At 40.6% G+C, this 20,869-nt stretch carries 16 protein-coding genes, 1 tRNA gene and 1 rRNA gene; 11 read left to right on the top strand and 7 right to left on the bottom strand.

The window, feature by feature from the left end:
• Nucleotides 1–184 precede the first annotated feature (184 nt).
• Complete coding sequence (recC, locus tag C9J42_RS17040; protein WP_107302207.1) at nucleotides 185–3,646, bottom strand: exodeoxyribonuclease V subunit gamma; 3,462 nt, start codon at nucleotides 3,644–3,646, stop codon at nucleotides 185–187.
• 202 nt (nucleotides 3,647–3,848) lie between these two features.
• On the bottom strand, nucleotides 3,849–4,841 hold the full coding sequence (locus C9J42_RS17035; protein ID WP_107207747.1) for a TDT family transporter: 993 nt from the start codon (nucleotides 4,839–4,841) through the stop codon (nucleotides 3,849–3,851).
• A gap of 209 nt (nucleotides 4,842–5,050) precedes the next feature.
• On the opposite strand from C9J42_RS17035, the gene C9J42_RS17030 reads away from it, so the two are divergent.
• The gene (locus tag C9J42_RS17030) at nucleotides 5,051–5,938 is read left to right on the top strand and encodes a LysR substrate-binding domain-containing protein (RefSeq protein ID WP_107247503.1); all 888 of its coding nucleotides are present in this window, start codon (nucleotides 5,051–5,053) and stop codon (nucleotides 5,936–5,938) included.
• 27 nt (nucleotides 5,939–5,965) lie between these two features.
• On the opposite strand, the gene C9J42_RS17025 is transcribed toward C9J42_RS17030, so the two are convergent.
• On the bottom strand, nucleotides 5,966–6,652 hold the full coding sequence (locus tag C9J42_RS17025) for a DNA-3-methyladenine glycosylase I (RefSeq protein ID WP_107207749.1): 687 nt from the start codon (nucleotides 6,650–6,652) through the stop codon (nucleotides 5,966–5,968).
• Between the two features lie 81 nt (nucleotides 6,653–6,733).
• Here C9J42_RS17025 and C9J42_RS17020 point away from each other — a divergent pair, with 81 nt between their 5' ends.
• Nucleotides 6,734–7,039 carry a YebG family protein gene (locus C9J42_RS17020; RefSeq protein ID WP_107207750.1) on the top strand — a complete coding sequence of 102 codons (306 nt, stop codon included), beginning with the start codon at nucleotides 6,734–6,736 and terminating at the stop codon, nucleotides 7,037–7,039.
• Nucleotides 7,040–7,378: 339 nt separating this feature from the next.
• Nucleotides 7,379–8,410, top strand: a complete 1,032-nt coding sequence (gene dapD / locus C9J42_RS17015) for a 2,3,4,5-tetrahydropyridine-2,6-dicarboxylate N-succinyltransferase (RefSeq protein WP_005371559.1) — start codon at nucleotides 7,379–7,381, stop codon at nucleotides 8,408–8,410.
• A gap of 78 nt (nucleotides 8,411–8,488) precedes the next feature.
• Here dapD and C9J42_RS17010 read toward each other — a convergent pair whose 3' ends face one another.
• Nucleotides 8,489–8,827: a hypothetical protein gene (locus tag C9J42_RS17010; protein WP_107207751.1), complete on the bottom strand. Its 339-nt coding sequence runs from the start codon at nucleotides 8,825–8,827 to the stop codon at nucleotides 8,489–8,491.
• Between the two features lie 317 nt (nucleotides 8,828–9,144).
• Here C9J42_RS17010 and gadC (C9J42_RS17005) point away from each other — a divergent pair, with 317 nt between their 5' ends.
• The 7 genes from gadC (C9J42_RS17005) to C9J42_RS16975 all read left to right on the top strand — a co-directional run bounded on the left by gadC (C9J42_RS17005) (nucleotide 9,145) and on the right by C9J42_RS16975 (nucleotide 18,271).
• A complete protein-coding gene (gene gadC, locus C9J42_RS17005) occupies nucleotides 9,145–10,662 on the top strand; it encodes a putative glutamine/gamma-aminobutyrate antiporter GadC (protein WP_107247502.1) in 1,518 nt (505 codons plus the stop codon).
• Nucleotides 10,663–10,672: 10 nt separating this feature from the next.
• Nucleotides 10,673–11,617, top strand: coding sequence for a glutaminase A (gene glsA, locus C9J42_RS17000; RefSeq protein ID WP_107302206.1), 945 nt, complete (start codon nucleotides 10,673–10,675; stop codon nucleotides 11,615–11,617).
• A 15-nt stretch (nucleotides 11,618–11,632) separates the two neighbouring features.
• Complete coding sequence (locus C9J42_RS16995; protein ID WP_107302205.1) at nucleotides 11,633–13,033, top strand: glutamate decarboxylase; 1,401 nt, start codon at nucleotides 11,633–11,635, stop codon at nucleotides 13,031–13,033.
• Nucleotides 13,034–13,611: 578 nt separating this feature from the next.
• Nucleotides 13,612–15,132 carry a putative glutamine/gamma-aminobutyrate antiporter GadC gene (gene gadC, locus C9J42_RS16990; RefSeq protein WP_107207754.1) on the top strand — a complete coding sequence of 507 codons (1,521 nt, stop codon included), beginning with the start codon at nucleotides 13,612–13,614 and terminating at the stop codon, nucleotides 15,130–15,132.
• Between the two features lie 18 nt (nucleotides 15,133–15,150).
• Nucleotides 15,151–16,095, top strand: a complete 945-nt coding sequence (gene glsA, locus C9J42_RS16985; RefSeq protein ID WP_107207760.1) for a glutaminase A — start codon at nucleotides 15,151–15,153, stop codon at nucleotides 16,093–16,095.
• A 14-nt stretch (nucleotides 16,096–16,109) separates the two neighbouring features.
• Nucleotides 16,110–17,510 carry a glutamate decarboxylase gene (locus C9J42_RS16980; RefSeq protein WP_107207755.1) on the top strand — a complete coding sequence of 467 codons (1,401 nt, stop codon included), beginning with the start codon at nucleotides 16,110–16,112 and terminating at the stop codon, nucleotides 17,508–17,510.
• 146 nt (nucleotides 17,511–17,656) lie between these two features.
• Nucleotides 17,657–18,271, top strand: a complete 615-nt coding sequence (locus C9J42_RS16975; protein ID WP_107207756.1) for a trimeric intracellular cation channel family protein — start codon at nucleotides 17,657–17,659, stop codon at nucleotides 18,269–18,271.
• Here C9J42_RS16975 and C9J42_RS16970 read toward each other — a convergent pair.
• The gene (locus C9J42_RS16970) at nucleotides 18,257–19,504 is read right to left on the bottom strand and encodes an MFS transporter (RefSeq protein WP_107207757.1); all 1,248 of its coding nucleotides are present in this window, start codon (nucleotides 19,502–19,504) and stop codon (nucleotides 18,257–18,259) included. The two genes, C9J42_RS16975 and C9J42_RS16970, sit on opposite strands and share 15 nt — an antisense overlap.
• A 267-nt stretch (nucleotides 19,505–19,771) precedes the next feature.
• Here C9J42_RS16970 and C9J42_RS16965 point away from each other — a divergent pair, with 267 nt between their 5' ends.
• Entirely contained in the window at nucleotides 19,772–20,299 is a 528-nt protein-coding gene (locus C9J42_RS16965) for a glycine zipper 2TM domain-containing protein (RefSeq protein WP_107207758.1), read from the top strand.
• 218 nt (nucleotides 20,300–20,517) lie between these two features.
• On the opposite strand, the gene C9J42_RS16960 is transcribed toward C9J42_RS16965, so the two are convergent.
• Together C9J42_RS16960 and rrf are read right to left on the bottom strand one after the other, a co-directional pair.
• Nucleotides 20,518–20,594: transfer RNA gene (locus C9J42_RS16960), tRNA-Asp, on the bottom strand.
• A gap of 99 nt (nucleotides 20,595–20,693) precedes the next feature.
• Nucleotides 20,694–20,809 (bottom strand): 5S ribosomal RNA (rrf, locus tag C9J42_RS16955).
• Nucleotides 20,810–20,869: the final 60 nt, after the last annotated feature.

The raw sequence follows: 20,869 nt of genomic DNA, 5'->3' as shown, positions 1-20,869 counted from the left end.
ACACTTATAAGCGAATATTGAGCGATCAAATCTTGTTATATTCTAATATTGTGAGAACTTACTCACGGTTTGTATTACAGCGGTTGGTTAGTATCAGCGCCAGAAACTTGGTCACCTCTGGACCGGTGGCCGTACAGCAAGCACCCTACAACTAATAATGATTTGCTGGCGGCCACACTACCCCTTATTCCGGCTTTACTTCTTCACTATTTAATACTGCAGCCTGTAGTACTTTCAGTGCCAACACATAGCTATTCTGTGCAAGTTCATCATTCCAATGTGTCCATACTCGATTGATGTATTCATCCGCGCCTTCACCTGCAAAGAAGTAACCATCGTTAAAACAATCTGCCATTTTGCTGTAGGCTTTCTCGATGGTTTGTTCATCGTCTTTCCAGTTACCTTGCTTATCAACACACGCTTGAATACCTGCATGTGCTGTTTTCGGAAAATACGCTAAAGGTTGATTCAAACCTTGGTAATACAACTCGATAAGCTCTTGTAAATAACCTTGTGCTTTACTCGCTTCGATCGCATTAATGACAAGGTGCTTATCGGTACCAATAATATGTGTTTTCTGGTTCAATTCTGGCTGGCTAATCGCTAAACATAAGTGATCACACCAAGCCGCGAGTAAATCTACCGAGCGCACTTTACCACTACGAAAACGCATTAAACCTGATTGATAGCGCTGTTTCAGCCAACCTTGAAGTAATACGGCATGACCATTTATCGTTAGTGTTATTGCCACTTCCTGATCATCTAATGGCGCATGAATTAATGGCTCAATCTGGCTAACTAACTCACGTACTGCTAGACGACTGGCATCTAAATCAATATCACCAAATGCCGCTACAGGTAACTTGCCCGCTGCTTTTTGCTCTTGAGCGAAATGACTGAAGATCTGATCCGGATCTTTATTGGTCATTTGAGCATCAAGCAATAATGCTAATAGCTCATCTTTAACGTGATAACTTTCAAGATGATTCAGCACAAACGGTTCATCATCTTCCAATAATCCCATTGGCGGCTCAAAGTAGACTTTCAGACGACGGTTAAAGAAATAACGTACCGGTAAACGCCAGAAACGCTGCAACTCAGCAAGCTCTAATACTTGTTGTTGATCATCGGCAATCGGTTCTGGAGGAAGTTCACCTAATTGGAAAGGTTGGCTCGCTTGCCCTTCACGAGCAGCAGCGGGTAGCCATTCAATGGCATAACTGCTATTACTCCCGATAAAAGCACTCGGACTAAATGGCACTAAGGGATGGTGCTCAATCAGTTTTTGTTTAATGTTTTCGGCTGATTGATCGACAGGAAGAGATTCATCCCCCTCTAAGCAATAACCTTGCTGACAATATTCCACCAGCTCACTGACTAGCACAGACGCAATTTTTTCTGCGTTGTCTTGAATTGAGCGACCCACGTAGCTGATATATAAGGTTTCTTGCGCTGATAATAATGCTTCAAGGAAAAGATAACGGTCATCATCACGACGAGAACGATCGCCCGCTTTAGTGCGACCATTCATTAAATCAAACCCTTCAGGGGCAATATTTCGAGGGTAAGCACCATCATTCATGCCAAGCAAGCACACCACATCAAAGGGGATCGAACGCATTGGCATTAAGGTACAAAAATTCACTTGTCCAGCAAGGAAGCGTTGGCTTACTCGCTCACCCGATAACTTATCGCGTAAATATTGAGTTAGCACTGCTGGTGTGATCTCACCTTTATAACCCGCATCATCGAGTTGTTCGTGCAAGCGGTGTAAGTTATCGCGAATAGATTTAAGAACCAGTTCGCCTTCTAATTCCACCGCAAAAAAATCATCCAGCATTTGGTTAAGTGTATCCGCCCACTCTGTCACCAAATGTGGCTGTGCTAACACTTCACGGTAACTAATTAAGCAATCAATAAAGCCAGCTAACTGCCCAGCTAACTCCGCATCAATCCCCTGTACTTGATCGTAAGCAGAAATGCCTTCAAACAAACCAGTATTATGGGGCATGGCATAACCTAACAGCATGCGCTGAATACCAAACAGCCAAGTATTTTGCATCTGCTCAGGAAGATTAAATTGGCTCGATGTATGCTGATCTAAGCCCCAGCGAACTCCCGCTTCTTCGATCCACTGTTTTACTTTCTCAAAGCTTTGGCTATCAAAACCAAACTTATTCATCACCGCAGGCACTTCTAATAGCTCTAACAGTTCAGAAGCATGACAGCGACTATCAGGCAAAGTTAATAAACGTAAAAACGCCAACAATATTGGGTTTTCTTGCTCTGCGGTTCGGTCAGAAATCGAAAATGGAATATAACGGTTACCCGGCGCATTACCAAATACCGCTTGGATGGCGGGGCTGTAGGCATTGATGTCAGCCACCATCACGATCACATCACGTGGTTTCAGATCAGGGTTTGCCTCAAACATCGCTAACAGCTTGTCGTGAAGCACTTCAACTTCACGCATTGGGCTATGACATGCATGAATAGAGAGTGAGTTATCATCTGCAGCAATTGGGAATTTATGCTCGCTAGAATCTAATTGGGTATCATCTTGGCGATCAACCAAGTTTAAGATGTCAGCTTGAATGGCATGTAATAAAGTATCTGATTCAATATCAACGAAACCGGCATCCACTTCGTTAATTTGCATCTCCGATAACAAATACATGTTATCGCGACCAAGCTTACCCATAGAGGCTAATAAGCTATTACCGACCATGCCATTTTGCATCTCATCATCATAGTGGCTTTCATCGTTGTCTTTTAGTACTTCAATCGTGGCATCAATATCTTGTTGCTCTTCGATATTATGAAGTTTGACCCGCTTACTGGCAGCGAGTCGCGCAAGGTGTTTACGATCGCGAATATCTCCCCAATAATAACGACAAGGGTTAGTAAACATTAAATGCACATCAATATGCTCACCAATAGCAGCAAGTGCATCTAGATAACGTGGGGGTAATGATGAGATACCAAACACAAATAAACGCTGCGGTAAGCCTGCTGCTATTAATGCTTCTTTACCTTGTGATGCGTTGTAGTTTTGTAGCGTTTCAATAAAGTGTTCGTACAAGTTGGCACGATGATAAGGCGATTGTCCAAGTGCCAAGGTTTGATCATACAGTGCTTGCCATAAAATAGGCTGCCAAGGATGCTCATCTTCTAATTCAGCGACAACTTCCCCCGCTTCCCATTGTTGGATCCACTCAGGGCGATACACTAAATATTGGTCAAAAATATCGGCAATTTTTTCAGCTAACTGATAGCACTTTAAATTGTCGTCATCACCGTCTAAATACCGCTGTAGCGCTTCAAATTCAGGTTGCTCAAACTGTGCTGGTAGCACTTGCATTAACTTCCACGTCATCGCTTCTTTGTTAAATGCACTGCGCTCTGGTACATCAGCGAGGACCTGGGTAAACATCTTCCAAATAAAGGTCGCTGGCAGTGGAAAATCGATATTAGCAGCCACACCCAATGACTTTGCTAATTCCATTTTTAACCATTGCGACATTCCTGGACTTTGTACCAGAATCTGTTCTTTTTCAAATGGATTGGCTAATGGCTTTAGCTTAATAAGCTCCACCAGCAAAGATTTAAGCAAGTCTAGTTGATTTGAATGGTAGACGGTAAACACTAAGGTATCTCACAGCAGGTGATGAATAACTAAATTGTCTACCATGAATTGAACACTGTAAATACATACAGGCAGAAATATTAACAATATTGTCTTAGCCCTAAAACAAAAAAAGCCCGATCTTTCGATCGGGCAACACACAAAACATCAGTGATAGTACAGGCAAATAATCTTAACTCATCTGCCTGTATTACCATCGCTATCAGACATTTTGTGGACAGTGTTCACTGTTATTTTTAAGAAGTCCGAATGGACGATAAAATGCTAAATAACGAATTGCTACATAGCCAATGATAATCGTTGCGATATAAAGCTCAATGGTTGCTAGACCGTGAACTTGTGCCACATAGTGAGCATCAAAGCCGTAATTTTTCATCCACGCTGCAGTTTTAAATAGTGCTGTTGCACCAATTGCCATTGGGAACGTAAAAGCTGCGTAACCTGGGCTGAACTCTAAGCGTAATAAACGGAAGAAAGCTAAGTAAATTACCGCTGTCATCAATACTGCAATACCGGCTAGTAATGCAACCACTACTGGTGATGGGTTTGCCGTTACTGTTAAATAACCTGCGAGTGATAGGCTAGCAGGCGCTGCCATAATCGCAATGGTTGGTTTTGCAGCATCTGGCACTTCATCACGGAACATAAAGCGGTAAATCATCATTGGAAGCATGACTGCGTATGACAACATACCAAAGATTAACAATACGTTTGCTAATGGGTGTAGCTCTGCAATACCTGGGAACGACACATCAGCAACAATAATACCGATTGGCGGTACAAACCAACTTGGCACCATGTGGTGAAGATGGAAGTCACATGCACGGTGGTAAATAAATAGTGTTAAGAAAATAACGTGTAAAATTACCGCGAATAACCAAAGGTAAGCACCTGCTTGCGCTGATACATATAAACCAATCGCTTTTGATACCACCATTAATGCCATCGCAAATGTTGGTACAACACTACCCACTACATGGTGAGATAAATCACCCCATAATAATTTTGGATGGAATATAAATTTTGCAACTAAAACGAGTAGCATCAATGCCGCAATGACTGCACCTGTCATTTGTGCATAACCATGAAGTGTGGCACCATTTTCCCAGCACCATAAAACACTACCAATACCGAGTGCTAAACCTGCCATAGGCGTTGGCGCCCCTGCTACTTTTCTTTTCGTCGTCTTAATCATGTTCTCTCTCCGCCTTTATCTGATAGCTCTTAGCGAATTGTTTGTTTCTTTTGATGTAACTAAGTATATCCAGCTTGATTGTTTTAGAATATCTGAATATATTTAACCACATGTTAAGTTAAACTTAACCAATATTTTAAAGGCGAAATTTTACCGTCATTAATGATAAATAACGACCTTGCACAATGAGTTTTCAACAAAGGATAGTTATGAATATAGCGCTAAAACAATTGAAAGTTTTCGTAACCGTTGCCCAAGAACGTACCATTACCGCAGCCGCAGAAAAGTTATTTCTATCCAAGCCAGCAGTGAGCATGGCATTGTCTGAGCTAGAAAAGCAGCTTGATCATAAACTGTTTGATCGCAACAACAACCGCTTACTGATCAACGAACAAGGTAAGAAACTACTGCCTTTGGCTGACGAACTGTTAGCGCGTTCTAACACTATCGAAAAACTGTTTGATCAAGACGATGTTATTGCTGGTGAGCTAAAAATCGGTTCAAGTGATACTGTAGGCAATCAGCTAACACCTTTTTTAATTCGAGATTTCCGCTCAGCGACCCAACATCGTCACCAAAAACTGTTTATTTCTAACACCGCGCAAGTATGTCAGAAACTCACTGAATTTGAATTAGATGTGGGTTTTGTTGAAGGTAAAGTACAGCACCCAGATCTTATTGTGCAGCCGTGGCTCGAAGATAATATGGTGGTGGCTTGTCATCCTAATCATCCACTGACAAAAATTGAAGCATTACGCTTATCTGATCTGGAAGATTCTGAATGGGTTCTGCGCGAAACAGGCTCTGGCACACGTGAGTTTTTCTTAAATCGCTTAGCGCCACGTTTAGAGCATTGGACGCCAGCTTTTGAGCTAAATACTACAGAAGCGATCATCAATAGTGTTTCCGCAGGACTTGGGATCACCTGTATTTCACAACGTGCGGCATTACATGCAGTTGAAGAAAAGCGCATTGTATTACTGCCAATGCCATTAGATATGCGCCGCCAATATTGGCTGATTTTCCATAAAGAAAAGTACCAAAGTCCATTGCTAGAATCTTTTATTCAATTTAGCCAGCAATGGACATTTGATTAACCGTCATACTCGTCTTAAAGAGGTCAGTTAAACACGATTATCACCCACACTGTAAGCAATGATTTGGCTGATCTCAGTTAATGATCGGCCAGATTCTTGTTGCCAATCATTAAACGCATGTTGCGCATTTCGCCATGATTTTAATGTGTCTCGTCCACCATCCACAATATCCGTATGACGCAAATAACTTTCCACATCTTTGGTAAACAAGAAACTGTCTTTACCCATCGCACGTAAACTATAAGCACCAGTTTTGCCGCCTAGACGTTTGCCATGTTTTTTTAAGTACAACCATAAGCCAACGATATCTTGCTCTGGCCACTCGGCAACCATATTGGCAAATGAGCCATGCTCGACTGCTGCACGGTGGATCATATTGGCGTTTTCAGGGATCGTCATTACCTTCTTTAAATCACGAATAATTTCGGGATTTTGCGCTTTACGTTCCCACATTTCCTCAGGCATTAAACCCATTTTTTCAATATTAAAACCAAAAAATACCTCTTCAAAGCCAGCCCATTTATTGCGTACAACCTGCCAGCGAATCCCGCACTGAAAGATTTTTTGAGTTAAACACGCAAGCCACCGATCATCTGTGATCGCTTTTAATTCATTGCAACTAAGTGGCAGTGATAATCGCTGTTCTAATGCGATATCGCCCCCTTTTCTTTCTGCTGCTCTGATGTAAATTTGGTCAAATTTTTCTTTGGTCATCACATTAACACGCTTAGCACTGGACGAAGCTAGTATGCTACTGTATAAACAGCCAGTAAATCAATTTCGGAGAGGATGACCATGGCTGTTATCGTCAAATATGTAGTTGAGCGCAACGGAGAAGAAAAGATGACTTTCACCTCTAAATCCGAAGCCGACGCATACGACAAAATGCTAGATATGGCTGACGAGATGTTTACTTTACTTAGCGAAAGTGAGCTTTTCGAAGATGAAGCCAAGCAAGAAGAACTATCTATGTTCTTAGCGCAAAAGCGTGAAGAAGTATTAATTGCGTTAGGCGCGAAAAAAGCAAAACCAGTAGCAAAAAAGAAGGTCGCAAAACCTGAAGTTGTTGCTGATACCCCAGAGCAAGAAGACGCAGCATAATTTTTAAAATTATCCCGTTCGCTGTTGAAAGCCTCCTCACTGGAGGTTTTTTTATAACTCAGCAATAAAAACTCAATTCTACAGCAAATATCAGCCAGTAATTTGTCCCATCTTAAAGGGCTATTCCCTTCTTTTAAGCCAACAGATTCGTAAAAAAAACATCATTTTGCTCTGATTTTTCTTTCGGCTCTTCTATATCTTACCAAGTGTCTTTATTATGGTTTTATTAATCGGGAGTTATCTGCTCGTTGCAAATGATTTCTCGGGCTTATCTTGATGTTCCACCTTACTGTAAGGTGTATTTAACATCACATTTTTTGTAATGGAGAACAGGTAACCATGTCTAGCTTTTCACTTGCCCTAGGTACAGCCACTAAAAACCGTGATGGAAAAATCATTGAAGCGTTTTTCCCAACCCCAACGCTTCATCCATCAGAACAATTAGTAAAAGATATTGCGACGATTGTTGGCTACCGTGGCGGCAACCAAGCGATTGAAGTAACACCAGAACAATGTGCAGCTATCGCTTCTGCATTTGAAGATGCTGACGATGAAGTAAGTGCACAGTTTGCAGCAAAAGCAACACTGTCTTCTCAGCCGCTTGTTATGGTGATGCTAAAAACAGATCTCGCTCCATCATCTGTTGCTGAAGGTTTCTTAAAGCTGCAACTTATCTCGCACCGTTTAGTGAAACCTCATGGCGTTGTGCTTGACGGTATCTTCGGCTTACTGCACAACATCGCATGGACAAACAAAGGTCCAATTGATCTTCCTGAGCTTGCTGATCGTCAAATGGAAGCCCGTTTAAACGGTGAAACGATCACTGTCGATTGTGTTGATAAATTCCCTAAAATGGTGGACTACGTGGTACCAACAGGTGTTCGTATTGCTGATACATCTCGTGTACGTCTTGGCGCACACGTGGGTGAAGGTACGACAGTTATGCACGAAGGTTTCATCAACTTTAACGCAGGTACTACTGGCGTAAGTATGGTCGAAGGCCGTATCTCTGCAGGTGTTGTTGTGGGTGATGGCTCTGATATCGGTGGTGGTGCATCTATCATGGGTACCCTTTCTGGTGGTGGTAAAGTAGTGGTTTCTATCGGTGAAAACAGCCTACTAGGTGCCAACGCGGGTCTTGGTTTCCCTATGGGGGATCGTTGTACTATCGAATCTGGTCTATATGTAACTGCTGGCTCTAAAGTACAAATGCTTGATGCTAACGGTAAGCCTGTAGAAGTGGTTAAAGCGCGCGATCTTGCTGGTAAGCCTGATCTACTGTTCCGTCGTAACTCTATGACAGGTCAAATCGAATGTCTAACCAACAAAACTGCGATTGAGCTAAACAGCGAATTACACAGCAATAACTAATTTTATTGTCGATAGATAATCGATAAAAAAAAGCGGCTCACTATTTTAGTGAGCCGCTTTTTTTTAAAAGATTAATACTTATTTTTCTGGTTTAGTGTTATCTACTTTCTTTTTAATAATATAAATAAACGGATTATTAAAAGAAAACTTACTACCTTGAGTCGTTAGTCGACGATCTTTCATCGCCCCTAGTACTTCTTTCTGCGCTTTAATTAAAGCAAAAAATCGCAACATGATAAAACCTATAAGTACCGGTAAAAAGATTGAACCAGCCTCATTAGATTTCAAAATAAAACTAATAGCTAACCAGCCAGCAATCATTGCTAATAACAAATAAAAAGGGGCGGTCTTCAGTTCTATACGTATTTCAGAGTCCGTTTCACTGCGTTGAAAAAAGAATTTCACTATATTATCCATCTATTAAATCCTTAAACTTAGAATCTCATAGACCGATTAATGCTATCAAGTAAATTTATTTATTCTATTTCTAATAAGCGCTCATTTAATTTAGATAAGCATAAAAAACAACCACTTCTACTCTTTTTATTCATTAAAACAACATTAATATTTGCAACTTAAAGTATTTTTTTTAGGAATGTTAAATGCAAATGCTTGATGCTACTTTTCTTGCCATTAGGTAACACCTGTCTCCATATAACGTTTATTAAAATGTTATACGCCTACAAGGACACCTAACCCACGCATGTTAAATATGGAAATATAAGTAGGTTTTTATGGCTAGTAACGACAAAATAAATAAAGGGAGGATCGGCGTATTTGCCTTAGCAATGTTAAACATTGTTGCCGTGGTGAGTTTACGTGGTCTTCCTGCTGAAGCGGAATATGGTTTAAGTTCAATCTTTTATTATATTTTTGCTGCGGTTGTTTTTCTTATTCCTGTATCACTGGTTGCCGCAGAGCTCGCAACAGGTTGGTCGGAAAAAGGTGGTATCTTCCGCTGGGTAGGTGAAGCATTTGGTCCAAAACTGGCGCTTGTTGCTATTTTTATGTTGTGGATTGAGGTGACCGTTTGGTTCCCAACAGCACTAACATTCGGTTCTGTTTCCCTTGCCTTTATGGGACCTAACCATACCTTTGACCAAGCCCTATCAGAAAATAAATTCTTCGTACTTGCCATTGTTCTCGCTATTTATTGGATAGCCACTTTCATTGCTCTACGTGGTACTGAAGCTTTCTCTAAAGTCGCTAAGTGGGGCGGTTTAATTGGTACTGTTATTCCTGGTATCGTATTAATTGTATTAGGCTTTTCTTATTTCTTCGCCGGTAATACGCCACAAATTCAATTAGGCTGGGATAAACTCATTCCTGACTTCTCTAACTTTAATAATGTTGTTCTTGCTGCCAGCATCTTCTTGTTCTACGCCGGTATGGAAATGAACGCTATTCACGTTAAAGAAGTTGATGATGCGCCACGTAACTACCCTATCGCGATCGGTATTGCTGCACTTGGTACGGTATGTGTATTCGTACTCGGTACATTAGCTATTGCGTTTGTTATTCCTCAAAAAGACATTAGCTTAACTCAAAGCTTACTTGTTACTTACGATGACATGTTCGCTTGGGCTGGTATTAGCTGGGCTGCCCCTGTCATGGCTGGTTGTTTAGCTCTAGGTGTACTAGCGGGGGTTGTTGGTTGGGTTGCTGGTCCTTCTTCAGCGCTACTTGTGGTGGCAAAAGGCGGTTACTTACCTCGTTTTTGGCAATACACAAACAAACACGGCATGGCATCACATATCATGTTGATGCAAGGTCTACTTGTTACTGCTCTATCAGTCGTATTTGTGGTACTTCCTTCTGTACAAGCGGCTTATCAGATCTTAAGTCAGCTTACAGTGATCTTATATCTTGTGATGTACCTATTAATGTTTGCTGCTGCCATTCACTTACGTTATAGCCAACCAAACCGCCCACGTGCATTCAAAATCCCAGGGGGTAATGGTGGTATGTGGTTTGTTGGTGGCGTAGGTTTTGTTGGCTCTTTAACTGCCTTCATCTTCTCATTCATTCCACCCGGTCAGATCTCTGTCGGTAGCCCTCAAGAATACGTAGGTATCTTAGTTGTGCTAACCATCATCTTTGTATCTGTTCCGCTATTTATCTACAAAGCCCGCAAACCTCACTGGAAAGATCCAGCGGTTACAGACTTTGCGCCATTCACTTGGGAAATTGAAAACGTTCATCCAGGTGTAATTAACCCATCAGACAAAGTTACTCACACATTGAATCAGTAAGGAAATGAATATGTCGTGTTGTAAAAAAGATGTCGCTGCCGTTATGCAACAAGCGTTTGATTTGCATAAAGGCAACAAAGATGGCGCTAATGCTTCTTACATCCCGTTCCTAGCATCGGTTCCATCTGATTTATGTGGATTGGCTTTCGTCTCTGTCACCGGCGAAGTCATTAAAATCCAAGATGTTGACTATAAATATGCCATTGAATCTATCTCAAAGATCATGACATTAGGGTTAGCACTAGAACAATCAGGTGCAGATGCCATTCACAGTAAAGTCGGTGCTGAACCAACGGGCTTACCGTTTAATTCAGTGATGGCGCTTGAACTCCATAACGGTAAGCCACTAACACCGCTTGTCAATGCAGGTGCAATGGCAACGGTAAGCCTAATTGAAGCTGATGATAAAGAACAACGCTGGCAGAAAATTCTGGCGTTTCAATCAGCGCTAGCTGGCGAAAACATTGAGCTTTCAGAGGATGTTAATCAGTCAGAGCAAACAACCAACGCCCATAATCGCGCAATTGCTTTGTTACTAGAATCATCAAACCGTATCTACTCTGATCCACTTGAAGCGTGTGATGTTTACACTCGTCAGTGTTCGACGCTATTCAATACTGTTGAATTGGCAATAGTAGGGGCTACGTATGCTAATGGCGGTAAAAACCCAATTTCAGGACAACAGCTTGTTAGCCCTGAAAATGCCTCTCATATCTTAGCTGAAATGATGATGGAAGGGCTTTACGACACATCGGGCGACTGGGCTTATGATGTTGGTTTACCAGGAAAAAGTGGTGTTGGTGGTGGTTTAGTTACCATTATTCCAAACGTAGGTGCACTGGCTGCATTCTCACCTCGTATCGACCAATTTGGTAATAGCGTACGCGGACAATTAATGATCAAACATGTCGCTCAAACTATGGGCTGGAACTTGTTTAACAGTAAGCAACACTAAGGTAGGAAGAAAATTATGGCTCTTCATGAAGTAACACGTAAAACTGGTAATGATCCAATCTATGGCTCAGATACTATTCATAACGTTGCGGCAACTACCAAGCTACCACAGCAAGAACAAGCACCTAACGTGATCTATCAAATGATCCGTGATGAACTTTACCTTGATGGTAATGCACGTCAAAACCTTGCAACCTTCTGCCAAACATGGGAAGAAGATGAAGTGCATAAATTAATGGATCTATCCATTGATAAGAACATGATTGATAAAGATGAATACCCTCAGTCTGCTGAAATAGAAGGTCGCTGTGTTCATATTTTAGCGGATTTATGGAATTCACCAGAATCAGTAACTACAGTTGGTACCTCAACTACAGGCTCAAGTGAAGCCTGTATGCTAGGTGGTTTGGCTGCCTTATGGCGCTGGCGTGAAAAACGTCGTGCACTAGGTCAACCAACCGATAAACCAAACATGGTCTGTGGCCCTGTCCAAGTTTGTTGGGAAAAATTTGCCCGCTACTGGGACATTGAAATGCGCGAAACAAAGATGGCTGATGGTCATTACTGTATGACCCCAGAAGACATGTTAGAACTTGTCGATGCAAACACTATCATGGTGGTACCGACTTTCGGTCAAACTTTCACCGGTTTATACGAAACAGTAAAACCGTTATCTGATGCACTAGATACTTACGAGCATGACACTGGTAACTCGATTGATATCCACGTTGACGGCGCAAGCGGCGCAATGCTAGCTCCATTTTGTGCCACAGAAATTGAACCTTGGGATTTCCGCTTAGAGCGAGTTAAATCAATCAGTACTTCTGGCCACAAGTTTGGTTTATCGCCATTAGGCGTTGGCTGGGTTGTATGGCGTAGTAAAGAAGATTTACCTGAAGGCTTAGTATTCCATGTTAACTACTTAGGTGGTGACATGCCGACTTTCGCCTTGAATTTCTCTCGCCCTGCAGGACAAATCATTGCGCAATACTACAACTTCCTACGTTTAGGTTATGAAGGCTACAAACGTATTCATGATGCAAGTTACGATGTATGCGAATACCTCGTCAAAGAGTTAAACAAATTTAATCTGTTTGAATTCTTGTTTGACGGTAACCGTGAAAAAGGTATTCCAGCAATTTCATGGCGCTTAAAAAATGATGCTGATGTTTCATTTAGCCTATATGACTTAGCAGATCGTCTACGGACTCGTGGCTGGTTAGTGCCTGCTTATAGCTTACCTGCAAACGCGCAAGATCTTGTGGTACAACGTATCTTAGTTAAACAAGGTCTAACGATTGATTTAGCTAATTTATTGATTGCTGACTTTAAACGTTCAATTGATTTTCTAAATACACATGCACAAGCTAAATGCACTGCTGAAGATGTAAAAACATTTGATCATAGTGGTCGCTAATTATATTTACATCTATTTTAAATAAAGGCTGGTTTTGCCAGCCTTTATTTAACTAATATTAATAAACCAAAATCGCCTACTATTATTAATCGCCAAATTCTCTTTAATATTATCAAAGTAACCTTTCAATCGCCCCTTCAGCTTATCTGCAGATAAAAACAAATAAAAAGAGTCTTAATAAATAATTTAAACCCTCCCATAAAATAACCTAAAAACAGTCACTAAAAACAGTCACTAAAAACAGTCACTAAAAACAGTCACTAAAAACAGTCACTAAAAACAGTCACTAAAAACAGTCACTAAAAACAGTCACTAAAAACAGTCACTAAAAACAGTCACTAAAAAATTAATAATAGACCACTAGAAAAATATTACCAAACATAATTCCAATAATACTTCTCATATCATAAAGTTAACTTTAATTATTGATATATAATCCACAAATATAAACAATAATAATTATCCACCTTAATTTACGTACTACTCTATTGATGTTTTTTCTCACATATAATTACAACATGAATTAATTTTTCATATTGTAATATTAGTTTAATGCACTAAATATAAGTTGGTTAACAATGACAAATTCAATTAAAACGAAAAAAGGGGGGATCAGCATTTTCGCTCTCGCAATGTTAAACATTGTTGCAGTAGTGAGTTTGCGCGGTCTTCCAGCAGAAGCTGAATACGGATTAAGCTCCATTTTTTATTATATTTTTGCCGCCGTAGTATTTCTGGTTCCTGTATCATTAGTTGCCGCTGAGCTTGCGACAGGTTGGTCTGAAAAAGGCGGTGTATTCCGCTGGGTCGGCGAAGCTTTTGGAGCTCGAATAGCGTTAGTTGCGATCTTCATGCTATGGATTGAAGTGACTGTTTGGTTTCCAACCGCATTAACTTTTGGCTCTGTTTCACTTGCATTTATGGGTCCAGATAAATCATGGGATCAAGCATTATCTCAAAATAAATTCTTCGTACTAGGAATAGTATTAGCCATTTATTGGCTCGCAACTTTCATCGCTTTACGCGGCACTGCAGCCTTTTCTAAAGTGGCTAAATGGGGCGGGTTAATTGGTACTGTTATTCCTGGTATCGTATTAATTATTTTAGGTTTCTCTTACCTATTCTTCTCAGGTAAGCCACCACAAATTCAACTTTCTTGGCACGATATTATTCCTGACTTTTCTAACTTTAATAACGTAGTTTTAGCGGCAAGTATCTTCTTATTCTATGCCGGTATGGAAATGAACGCGATTCACGTTAAAGAAGTTGATAATGCGCCGCGTAACTACCCAATTGCGATTGCGATTGCTGCGATTGGTACTGTCTGTGTATTCGTACTTGGCACGCTGGCAATTGCATTTGTTATTCCACAACAAGACATCAGCTTAACTCAAAGTTTATTAGTCGCTTACAATGATATGTTTGCTTGGGCTGGCATCAGCTGGGCTGCGCCAATTATGGCAGCTTGTTTAGCGCTAGGTGTACTTGCTGGAGTTGTTGGCTGGGTTGCAGGTCCTTCATCGGCATTACTTGTGGTTGCTAAAGGTGGTTATTTACCACGCTTTTGGCAATACACCAACAAAAATGGTATGGCAACCCATATCATGATGGCACAAGCGTTCTTAGTGACCATGATTTCTACTGTGTTTGTAGTATTACCTTCAGTTCAAGCTGCTTATCAAATTCTAAGTCAATTAACGGTCGTTCTTTACCTCATCATGTACTTATTAATGTTTGCTGCAGCGATTCATTTACGCTACAGCCAACCTAATCGCCCTCGTCCATACAAAATCCCTGGTGGTGATATGGGAATGTGGATCATAGCTGGTGTTGGCTTTTCTGGTTCACTATTAGCATTCATCTTCTCTTTCATTCCACCAAGTCAAATTTCAGTCGGTAGCCCTGAAGAATACATTGGCTTCTTAGTGGTACTAACGGTGATATTTGTAGCTGTTCCATTATTCATCTACAAAGCCCGTAAACCGCACTGGAAAGATCCAACAGTCTCAGACTTTGCACCCTTTACTTGGGAAATAGAAGATACTCATCCAGGTGTGATCAATCCATCAGACAAAGTAACTCATACATTAAATCAATAAGAGTTAAGGATGCGTCAAATGCCACCACTAAATGAAAAGCTTGCTGTCATTATGCAGCAAGCACTGAATGAAGCAAAAACGAATAACGACGGCGAAAACGCCTCATATATTCCGTTTCTTGCATCAGTACCGTCAGAACTTACAGGCTTAGCCTTTGTGTCTGTTACTGGCGAGATTATTCAATTACAAGACTGTGATTATAAATTTGCTATTGAATCTATCTCAAAAATTATGACGCTTGGATTAGTTCTTGAACAATCAGGCGCCGATGCGCTGCACAGTAAAGTCGGTGCAGAACCAACAGGGATGCCATTTAATTCCGTTTTGGCACTTGAACTCCATAACGGTAAACCCCTAACCCCTCTCGTTAATGCCGGTGCAATGGCAACAGTGAGCTTAGTTAAAGCGACAGATAAAGAGCAACGCTGGCAGCAGATTTTGAACTTTCAATCCCTGCTAGCAAACAGCGAAATATCGCTCTCTGACGAAGTCAATCAGTCTGAACAAACGACCAATACTCATAACCGTGCTATCGCATTGTTATTAGAATCATCTGGGCGTATGTATTCAGAGCCACTTGAAGCGTGTGATGTTTATACACGCCAATGTTCTACCCTCTTTAATACGGTAGAACTTGCCACCGTAGGCGCAACACTGGCCAATGGTGGTAAAAACCCATGCTCAGGTCAACAGGTGATTGACCCTCAAAACATTCCCCACATTCTCGCAGAGATGGTAATGGAAGGGCTTTACGATACTTCTGGTGATTGGGCATATGATGTCGGTTTACCAGCAAAGAGTGGCGTTGGCGGCGGTTTAGTAACGGTTATTCCAAACGTAGGTGCACTGGCTGCATTCTCGCCACGACTAGACCCATTTGGTAACAGTATCCGTGGTCAACAAATGATTAAGCATGTTACTCAAGCAATGGCTTGGAACTTATTTAGCAGTAAGCAACACTAAGGTAGGGAAAAATTATGGCTCTTCATGAAGTAAACCGTAAAACAGGTAATGATCCAATCTATGGCTCAGATACTATTCATAACGTTGCGGCAACGACCAAACTACCACAGCAAGAACAAGCACCTAAAGTGATCTATCAAATGATCCGTGATGAACTTTACCTAGATGGTAATGCACGTCAAAATCTTGCGACCTTCTGCCAAACATGGGAAGAAGATGAAGTGCATAAATTAATGGATCTATCCATTGATAAGAACATGATTGATAAAGATGAATACCCTCAATCTGCTGAAATTGAAGGTCGTTGTGTTCATATGTTAGCGGATTTATGGAATGCACCTGATTCTGTTACAACAGTCGGAACTTCAACCACAGGTTCAAGTGAAGCCTGTATGCTAGGTGGTTTGGCTGCCCTATGGCGCTGGCGTGAAAAACGTCGTGCTCTTGGTCAACCAACCGATAAACCAAACATGGTCTGTGGCCCTGTCCAAGTTTGTTGGGAAAAATTTGCCCGCTACTGGGACGTTGAAATGCGCGAAACTAAAATGGACGACGGTCATTATTTTATGACCCCAGAAGACATGTTAGAACTCGTTGATGATAACACTATTATGGTGGTACCGACTTTCGGTCAAACTTTCACCGGTTTATACGAAACAGTAAAACCGTTATCTGATGCACTAGATACTTACGAGCATGACACTGGTAACTCGATTGATATCCACGTTGACGGCGCAAGCGGCGCAATGCTAGCCCCATTTTGTGCCACAGAAATTGAACCTTGGGATTTCCGCTTAGAGCGGGTTAAATCAATCAGTACTTCTGGCCACAAGTTTGGTTTATCGCCATTAGGCGTTGGCTGGGTTGTATGGCGTAGCAAAGAAGATTTACCTGAAGGCTTAGTATTCCATGTTAACTACTTAGGTGGTGACATGCCGACTTTCGCCTTGAATTTCTCTCGTCCAGCAGGACAAATCATTGCACAATACTACAACTTTCTACGTTTAGGTTATGAAGGTTACAAACGTATTCATGATGCAAGTTACGATGTGTGCGAATACCTCGTTAAAGAGTTAAACAAATTTGATCTGTTTGAGTTCTTGTTTGACGGCAATCGTGAAAAAGGTATTCCAGCCATTTCATGGCGCTTAAAAAATAATGCTAACGTTTCATTTAGCTTATATGACTTAGCGGATCGCCTACGTACTCGAGGCTGGTTAGTACCTGCTTATAGCTTGCCTGCAAACGCGAAAGATATTGTGGTACAACGTATCTTAGTTAAACAAGGCTTTACAGTAGACCTTGCTAGCTTATTAATTGCTGACTTCCAACGCTCGCTTGATTTTTTAAACTCTCATCCGACAGCGCAGTGTACAGCTGATGATACACAAAACTTTGATCATAGCGGTCGCTGATACCAATGAAAGCAAAGGTTAGTTTAATACTGACCTTTGCTATTATTGAAAACACTAACTTCACTATTTGCTCTCCCATTTAATATCTAACATGCTAATATTTTTCAATTAATAATAAAATCAATCACCACACTATAGGCGCTTAAATGTTTATTCACACGATTGAAATTATTTGTATTATTGCCTTCGCATTAAGTGCCGTGATCAGTGAATCTAATAAAGGTAAAGATATCGTCAGCATCATGGTGATTGGATGGGTAACAGCACTCGGAGGCGGAACCGTAAGAGATATTATACTATCCACAAATCAGGTTTTTTGGATAAGAGATCCATCCTATTTTTGGACAGCATTACTCAGCTCTTTTATAGGTTTTTTCCTTGCTCCACATTTACGACACGTAAAAGTCGAACGTATTATTGTAACTCTGGATGCGATTGGTATTTCCATGTTCTCAGTGTTAGTCACTAAAGATCTGACCGCTCAACATTATGCGCCCTATGTTGCGATCACTATGGGGATGATCACTGCGGTATTTGGTGGCGTACTACGTGACATTCTCACCAACCGTCCAACCATGTTTAACAATACGGAGTTTTATGCCAGTCCCGTTATTATCGGCTGTTACTTATATATTCTCCAAACTGAGCACCACATTAACCCAGATGTCGCAACCTTGAGCAGTATTATCTTTATTATTGCTTTACGCATGTACATTGTAATAAAGAAAAAAAAATTCCCCGATTTTTTATTGCTTAAATAATTCATTTTCTAGTGATGCACTTGCCATAGATCGCTTGCCCAGCAAGGCAAAAAGCAGCCCTATGAGAGACGTAATAAATATAATGGCTGTAAGTGAGTAATAATTATCAAGATTAAGCTGCCATGCGATAAAAATAAAAATCGCTGAGAATAACATTTGTCCGCCACCAGAGAGCGCACTTACTGTTCCTAATTGATTACTGTAAGGTACCAATAATAAGGATTGGGAACAGGGATAAATAAGCGCTTGAGCAACAGCCACACCAATAAAGCCAATTGTTAGCGTTAATAGTGACATTGGTTGTGATAAAAAGATCATAACCACACTCAATTGAATAACAGGAGCAATAAAAACAATATGGTGCGTACCGTAAGACTTCCTCAATATAAAGCATAATGTACTTGCAAGTAAAAACGCCACTGCAGGAATAATAGACCAATAAGCATAATTTTCTGAAGTAATATGTAATTGTGATTCTAAAATAAATGGCGCTAATGAACCGGTAAATATGACAAGTGCCCAGTTAACCCAACCGATCATCGCATAAGAAAGAAAGTATCTATCTTTTAGCAAGGAGCCATAATATTGAAATATAGGAATAAATGAAATAGAGACACGAGGTGTAGATAATGTTTCAGGCAAATAGAAAAATAAAATGAGAAAACCTAGAACGGTATAGATAAACAAGCAAATAAAAACCGCAAACCAACCAAAATGGTGATTCACTAACCCTCCCATAATCGGTGAAAATATAGGAGTAAAAGCAGAAATAATAGATAGTCCCGTCATTGCTGATAAAAAGAATTTATTTTTATAGCTATCATGTAGCATTGAACGTGCAATAACTGATTCACACCCTCCACCAACACCTTGAATAAAGCGTCCTATAATCAAAATAGAAAAGTCATGGTGAAAAGTTAAGATAACTCCTAAACCAAGGATAGATATCAACAAACCTATTAATAATACATGACGCCGCCCATAAACATAAGATAACGGCCCATAGAATAATTGTGATGGACCATATCCGATCAAATAACTAACAATCAGTCCTTCCGCAAGATTTTGATTAATTTTAAAATCAAGATGGATCCAAGGTAACAAAGGAAAGACTAAGCCTAAACTAAGCTGACCGATGCTAACTATTAATATAGCGAGAAATAGGATATTCCAGTTCTCTTTAATAACACCTTTGACTTGATCGGCTAAAAGGATTTCTGTTGAATTATTCATTCCAACAAGCCCACTCAGTGATGATAATAATTAACCGCGTTATTTTAGTCCTCATTTTAAAGTGATTTATATTTACTTAATCAATTTAAGTTTCTTATTTTAGTCCTTTATTAAAAAATAAAACCAGCTATTTCCATCCATATGCTAAATCAACAACATCCGATCCATTCAATATTTTACTATTAGCTTACATTTAAATCACAACGCTCTGTCATTAAACAGGAACGAATCAGGAGAATAGACTTCATAAAATTAAGGAGAGATATAATGAAAAAACATATGATTGTGGGTCTAAGTGCACTGGTTGCTATTTCAAGCTTATCGTTAACAGGGTGTAATGAAAAATCTCACGCTAGCGAACCAACAGAAGCAAAAGTTTTATCAGTAAAAGCCGTCACTAAAACAGTAACAACACCACACCAAGTCTGTGAGCAAGTTGCTGTGACTCATAAAGTAGCTCCTAAAGACGAAAATAAAGTGTTAGGTACGCTTGCCGGTGCTGTTGCCGGTGGTGTACTAGGACACCAAGTTGGTGGTGGTAACGGTAAGAAAGTCGCAACAGTAGCTGGTGCAGTAGCCGGTGGCGTTGCTGGTAATATGGCTCAAGGTAAATACCAAGAAGGCCATACAACAACAACAATGGAAAAACGTTGTCACACAGAAAATAGCAAAACAGAACAAACCATTGGCTATGATGTAACCTACCAACTAGGCGATGACAAAGACACAATTCGTATGGATAAAAAACCAACTGGCGATACGCTAGCGGTTAAAAACGGTAAAGTTGTTATCTAATCTATAGTCACAATAAGAATATTCTAAGCCCTGCTAGTAATAGCGGGGCTTTTTTATTTAATAATGGTAGGTTCCACACCTAATACCAGCGCATCCCAGCGTGACCAGCCGTTAAGCTTCTCAATTTTAAATCTTAACCAAACAAACTACCCCACTATCATATTCATTTCTTACAAACGAAAAAAAGCCCTAGTCTTTCGACTAGGGCTTAATATAAGTGGCGGAGCGGACGGGACTCGAACCCGCGACCCCCGGCGTGACAGGCCGGTATTCTAACCAACTGAACTACCGCTCCACACGGAGATAAAACTTTCGTTTTATCCGATATCCATAGTTCAAACGAATATCTTAACTTTTTGTCTTCACTTTTTGTAAAAGTGAAAACGAATTTGAAGCCTGGCGATGTCCTACTCTCACATGGGGAGACCCCACACTACCATCGGCGCTATTACGTTTCACTACTGAGTTCGGCATGGGATCAGGTGGGTCCATAATGCTATGGTCGCCAAGCAAATTCGGTTTATTTATTGTCATCGACAATAAATAGCAATCTGGGAAAAGTTAACTAGT

This window comes from Photobacterium sp. GB-56 (assembly GCF_003026105.1).
Lineage (GTDB): Bacteria > Pseudomonadota > Gammaproteobacteria > Enterobacterales > Vibrionaceae > Photobacterium.
The sequence above is the reverse complement of the archived record's forward strand: the minus strand, read 5'-3'. Positions and strand labels throughout refer to the sequence as shown.

Excerpts from the sequence above, each read along its gene's own strand:
- C9J42_RS17010 (WP_107207751.1), bottom strand. The coding sequence starts at position 8,827 with ATGGATAATATAGTGAAATTCTTTTTTCAACGCAGTGAAACGGACTCT.
- C9J42_RS16980 (WP_107207755.1), top strand. The coding sequence starts at position 16,110 with ATGGCTCTTCATGAAGTAAACCGTAAAACAGGTAATGATCCAATCTAT.
- C9J42_RS16975 (WP_107207756.1), top strand. The coding sequence starts at position 17,657 with ATGTTTATTCACACGATTGAAATTATTTGTATTATTGCCTTCGCATTA.
- C9J42_RS17025 (WP_107207749.1), bottom strand. The coding sequence starts at position 6,652 with ATGACCAAAGAAAAATTTGACCAAATTTACATCAGAGCAGCAGAAAGA.
- C9J42_RS16995 (WP_107302205.1), top strand. The coding sequence starts at position 11,633 with ATGGCTCTTCATGAAGTAACACGTAAAACTGGTAATGATCCAATCTAT.
- C9J42_RS17030 (WP_107247503.1), top strand. The coding sequence starts at position 5,051 with ATGAATATAGCGCTAAAACAATTGAAAGTTTTCGTAACCGTTGCCCAA.
- gadC (WP_107247502.1), top strand. The coding sequence starts at position 9,145 with ATGGCTAGTAACGACAAAATAAATAAAGGGAGGATCGGCGTATTTGCC.
- dapD (WP_005371559.1), top strand. The coding sequence starts at position 7,379 with ATGTCTAGCTTTTCACTTGCCCTAGGTACAGCCACTAAAAACCGTGAT.
- glsA (WP_107207760.1), top strand. The coding sequence starts at position 15,151 with ATGCCACCACTAAATGAAAAGCTTGCTGTCATTATGCAGCAAGCACTG.
- C9J42_RS16965 (WP_107207758.1), top strand. The coding sequence starts at position 19,772 with ATGAAAAAACATATGATTGTGGGTCTAAGTGCACTGGTTGCTATTTCA.
- C9J42_RS17020 (WP_107207750.1), top strand. The coding sequence starts at position 6,734 with ATGGCTGTTATCGTCAAATATGTAGTTGAGCGCAACGGAGAAGAAAAG.
- C9J42_RS17035 (WP_107207747.1), bottom strand. The coding sequence starts at position 4,841 with ATGATTAAGACGACGAAAAGAAAAGTAGCAGGGGCGCCAACGCCTATG.
- gadC (WP_107207754.1), top strand. The coding sequence starts at position 13,612 with ATGACAAATTCAATTAAAACGAAAAAAGGGGGGATCAGCATTTTCGCT.
- C9J42_RS16970 (WP_107207757.1), bottom strand. The coding sequence starts at position 19,504 with ATGAATAATTCAACAGAAATCCTTTTAGCCGATCAAGTCAAAGGTGTT.
- glsA (WP_107302206.1), top strand. The coding sequence starts at position 10,673 with ATGTCGTGTTGTAAAAAAGATGTCGCTGCCGTTATGCAACAAGCGTTT.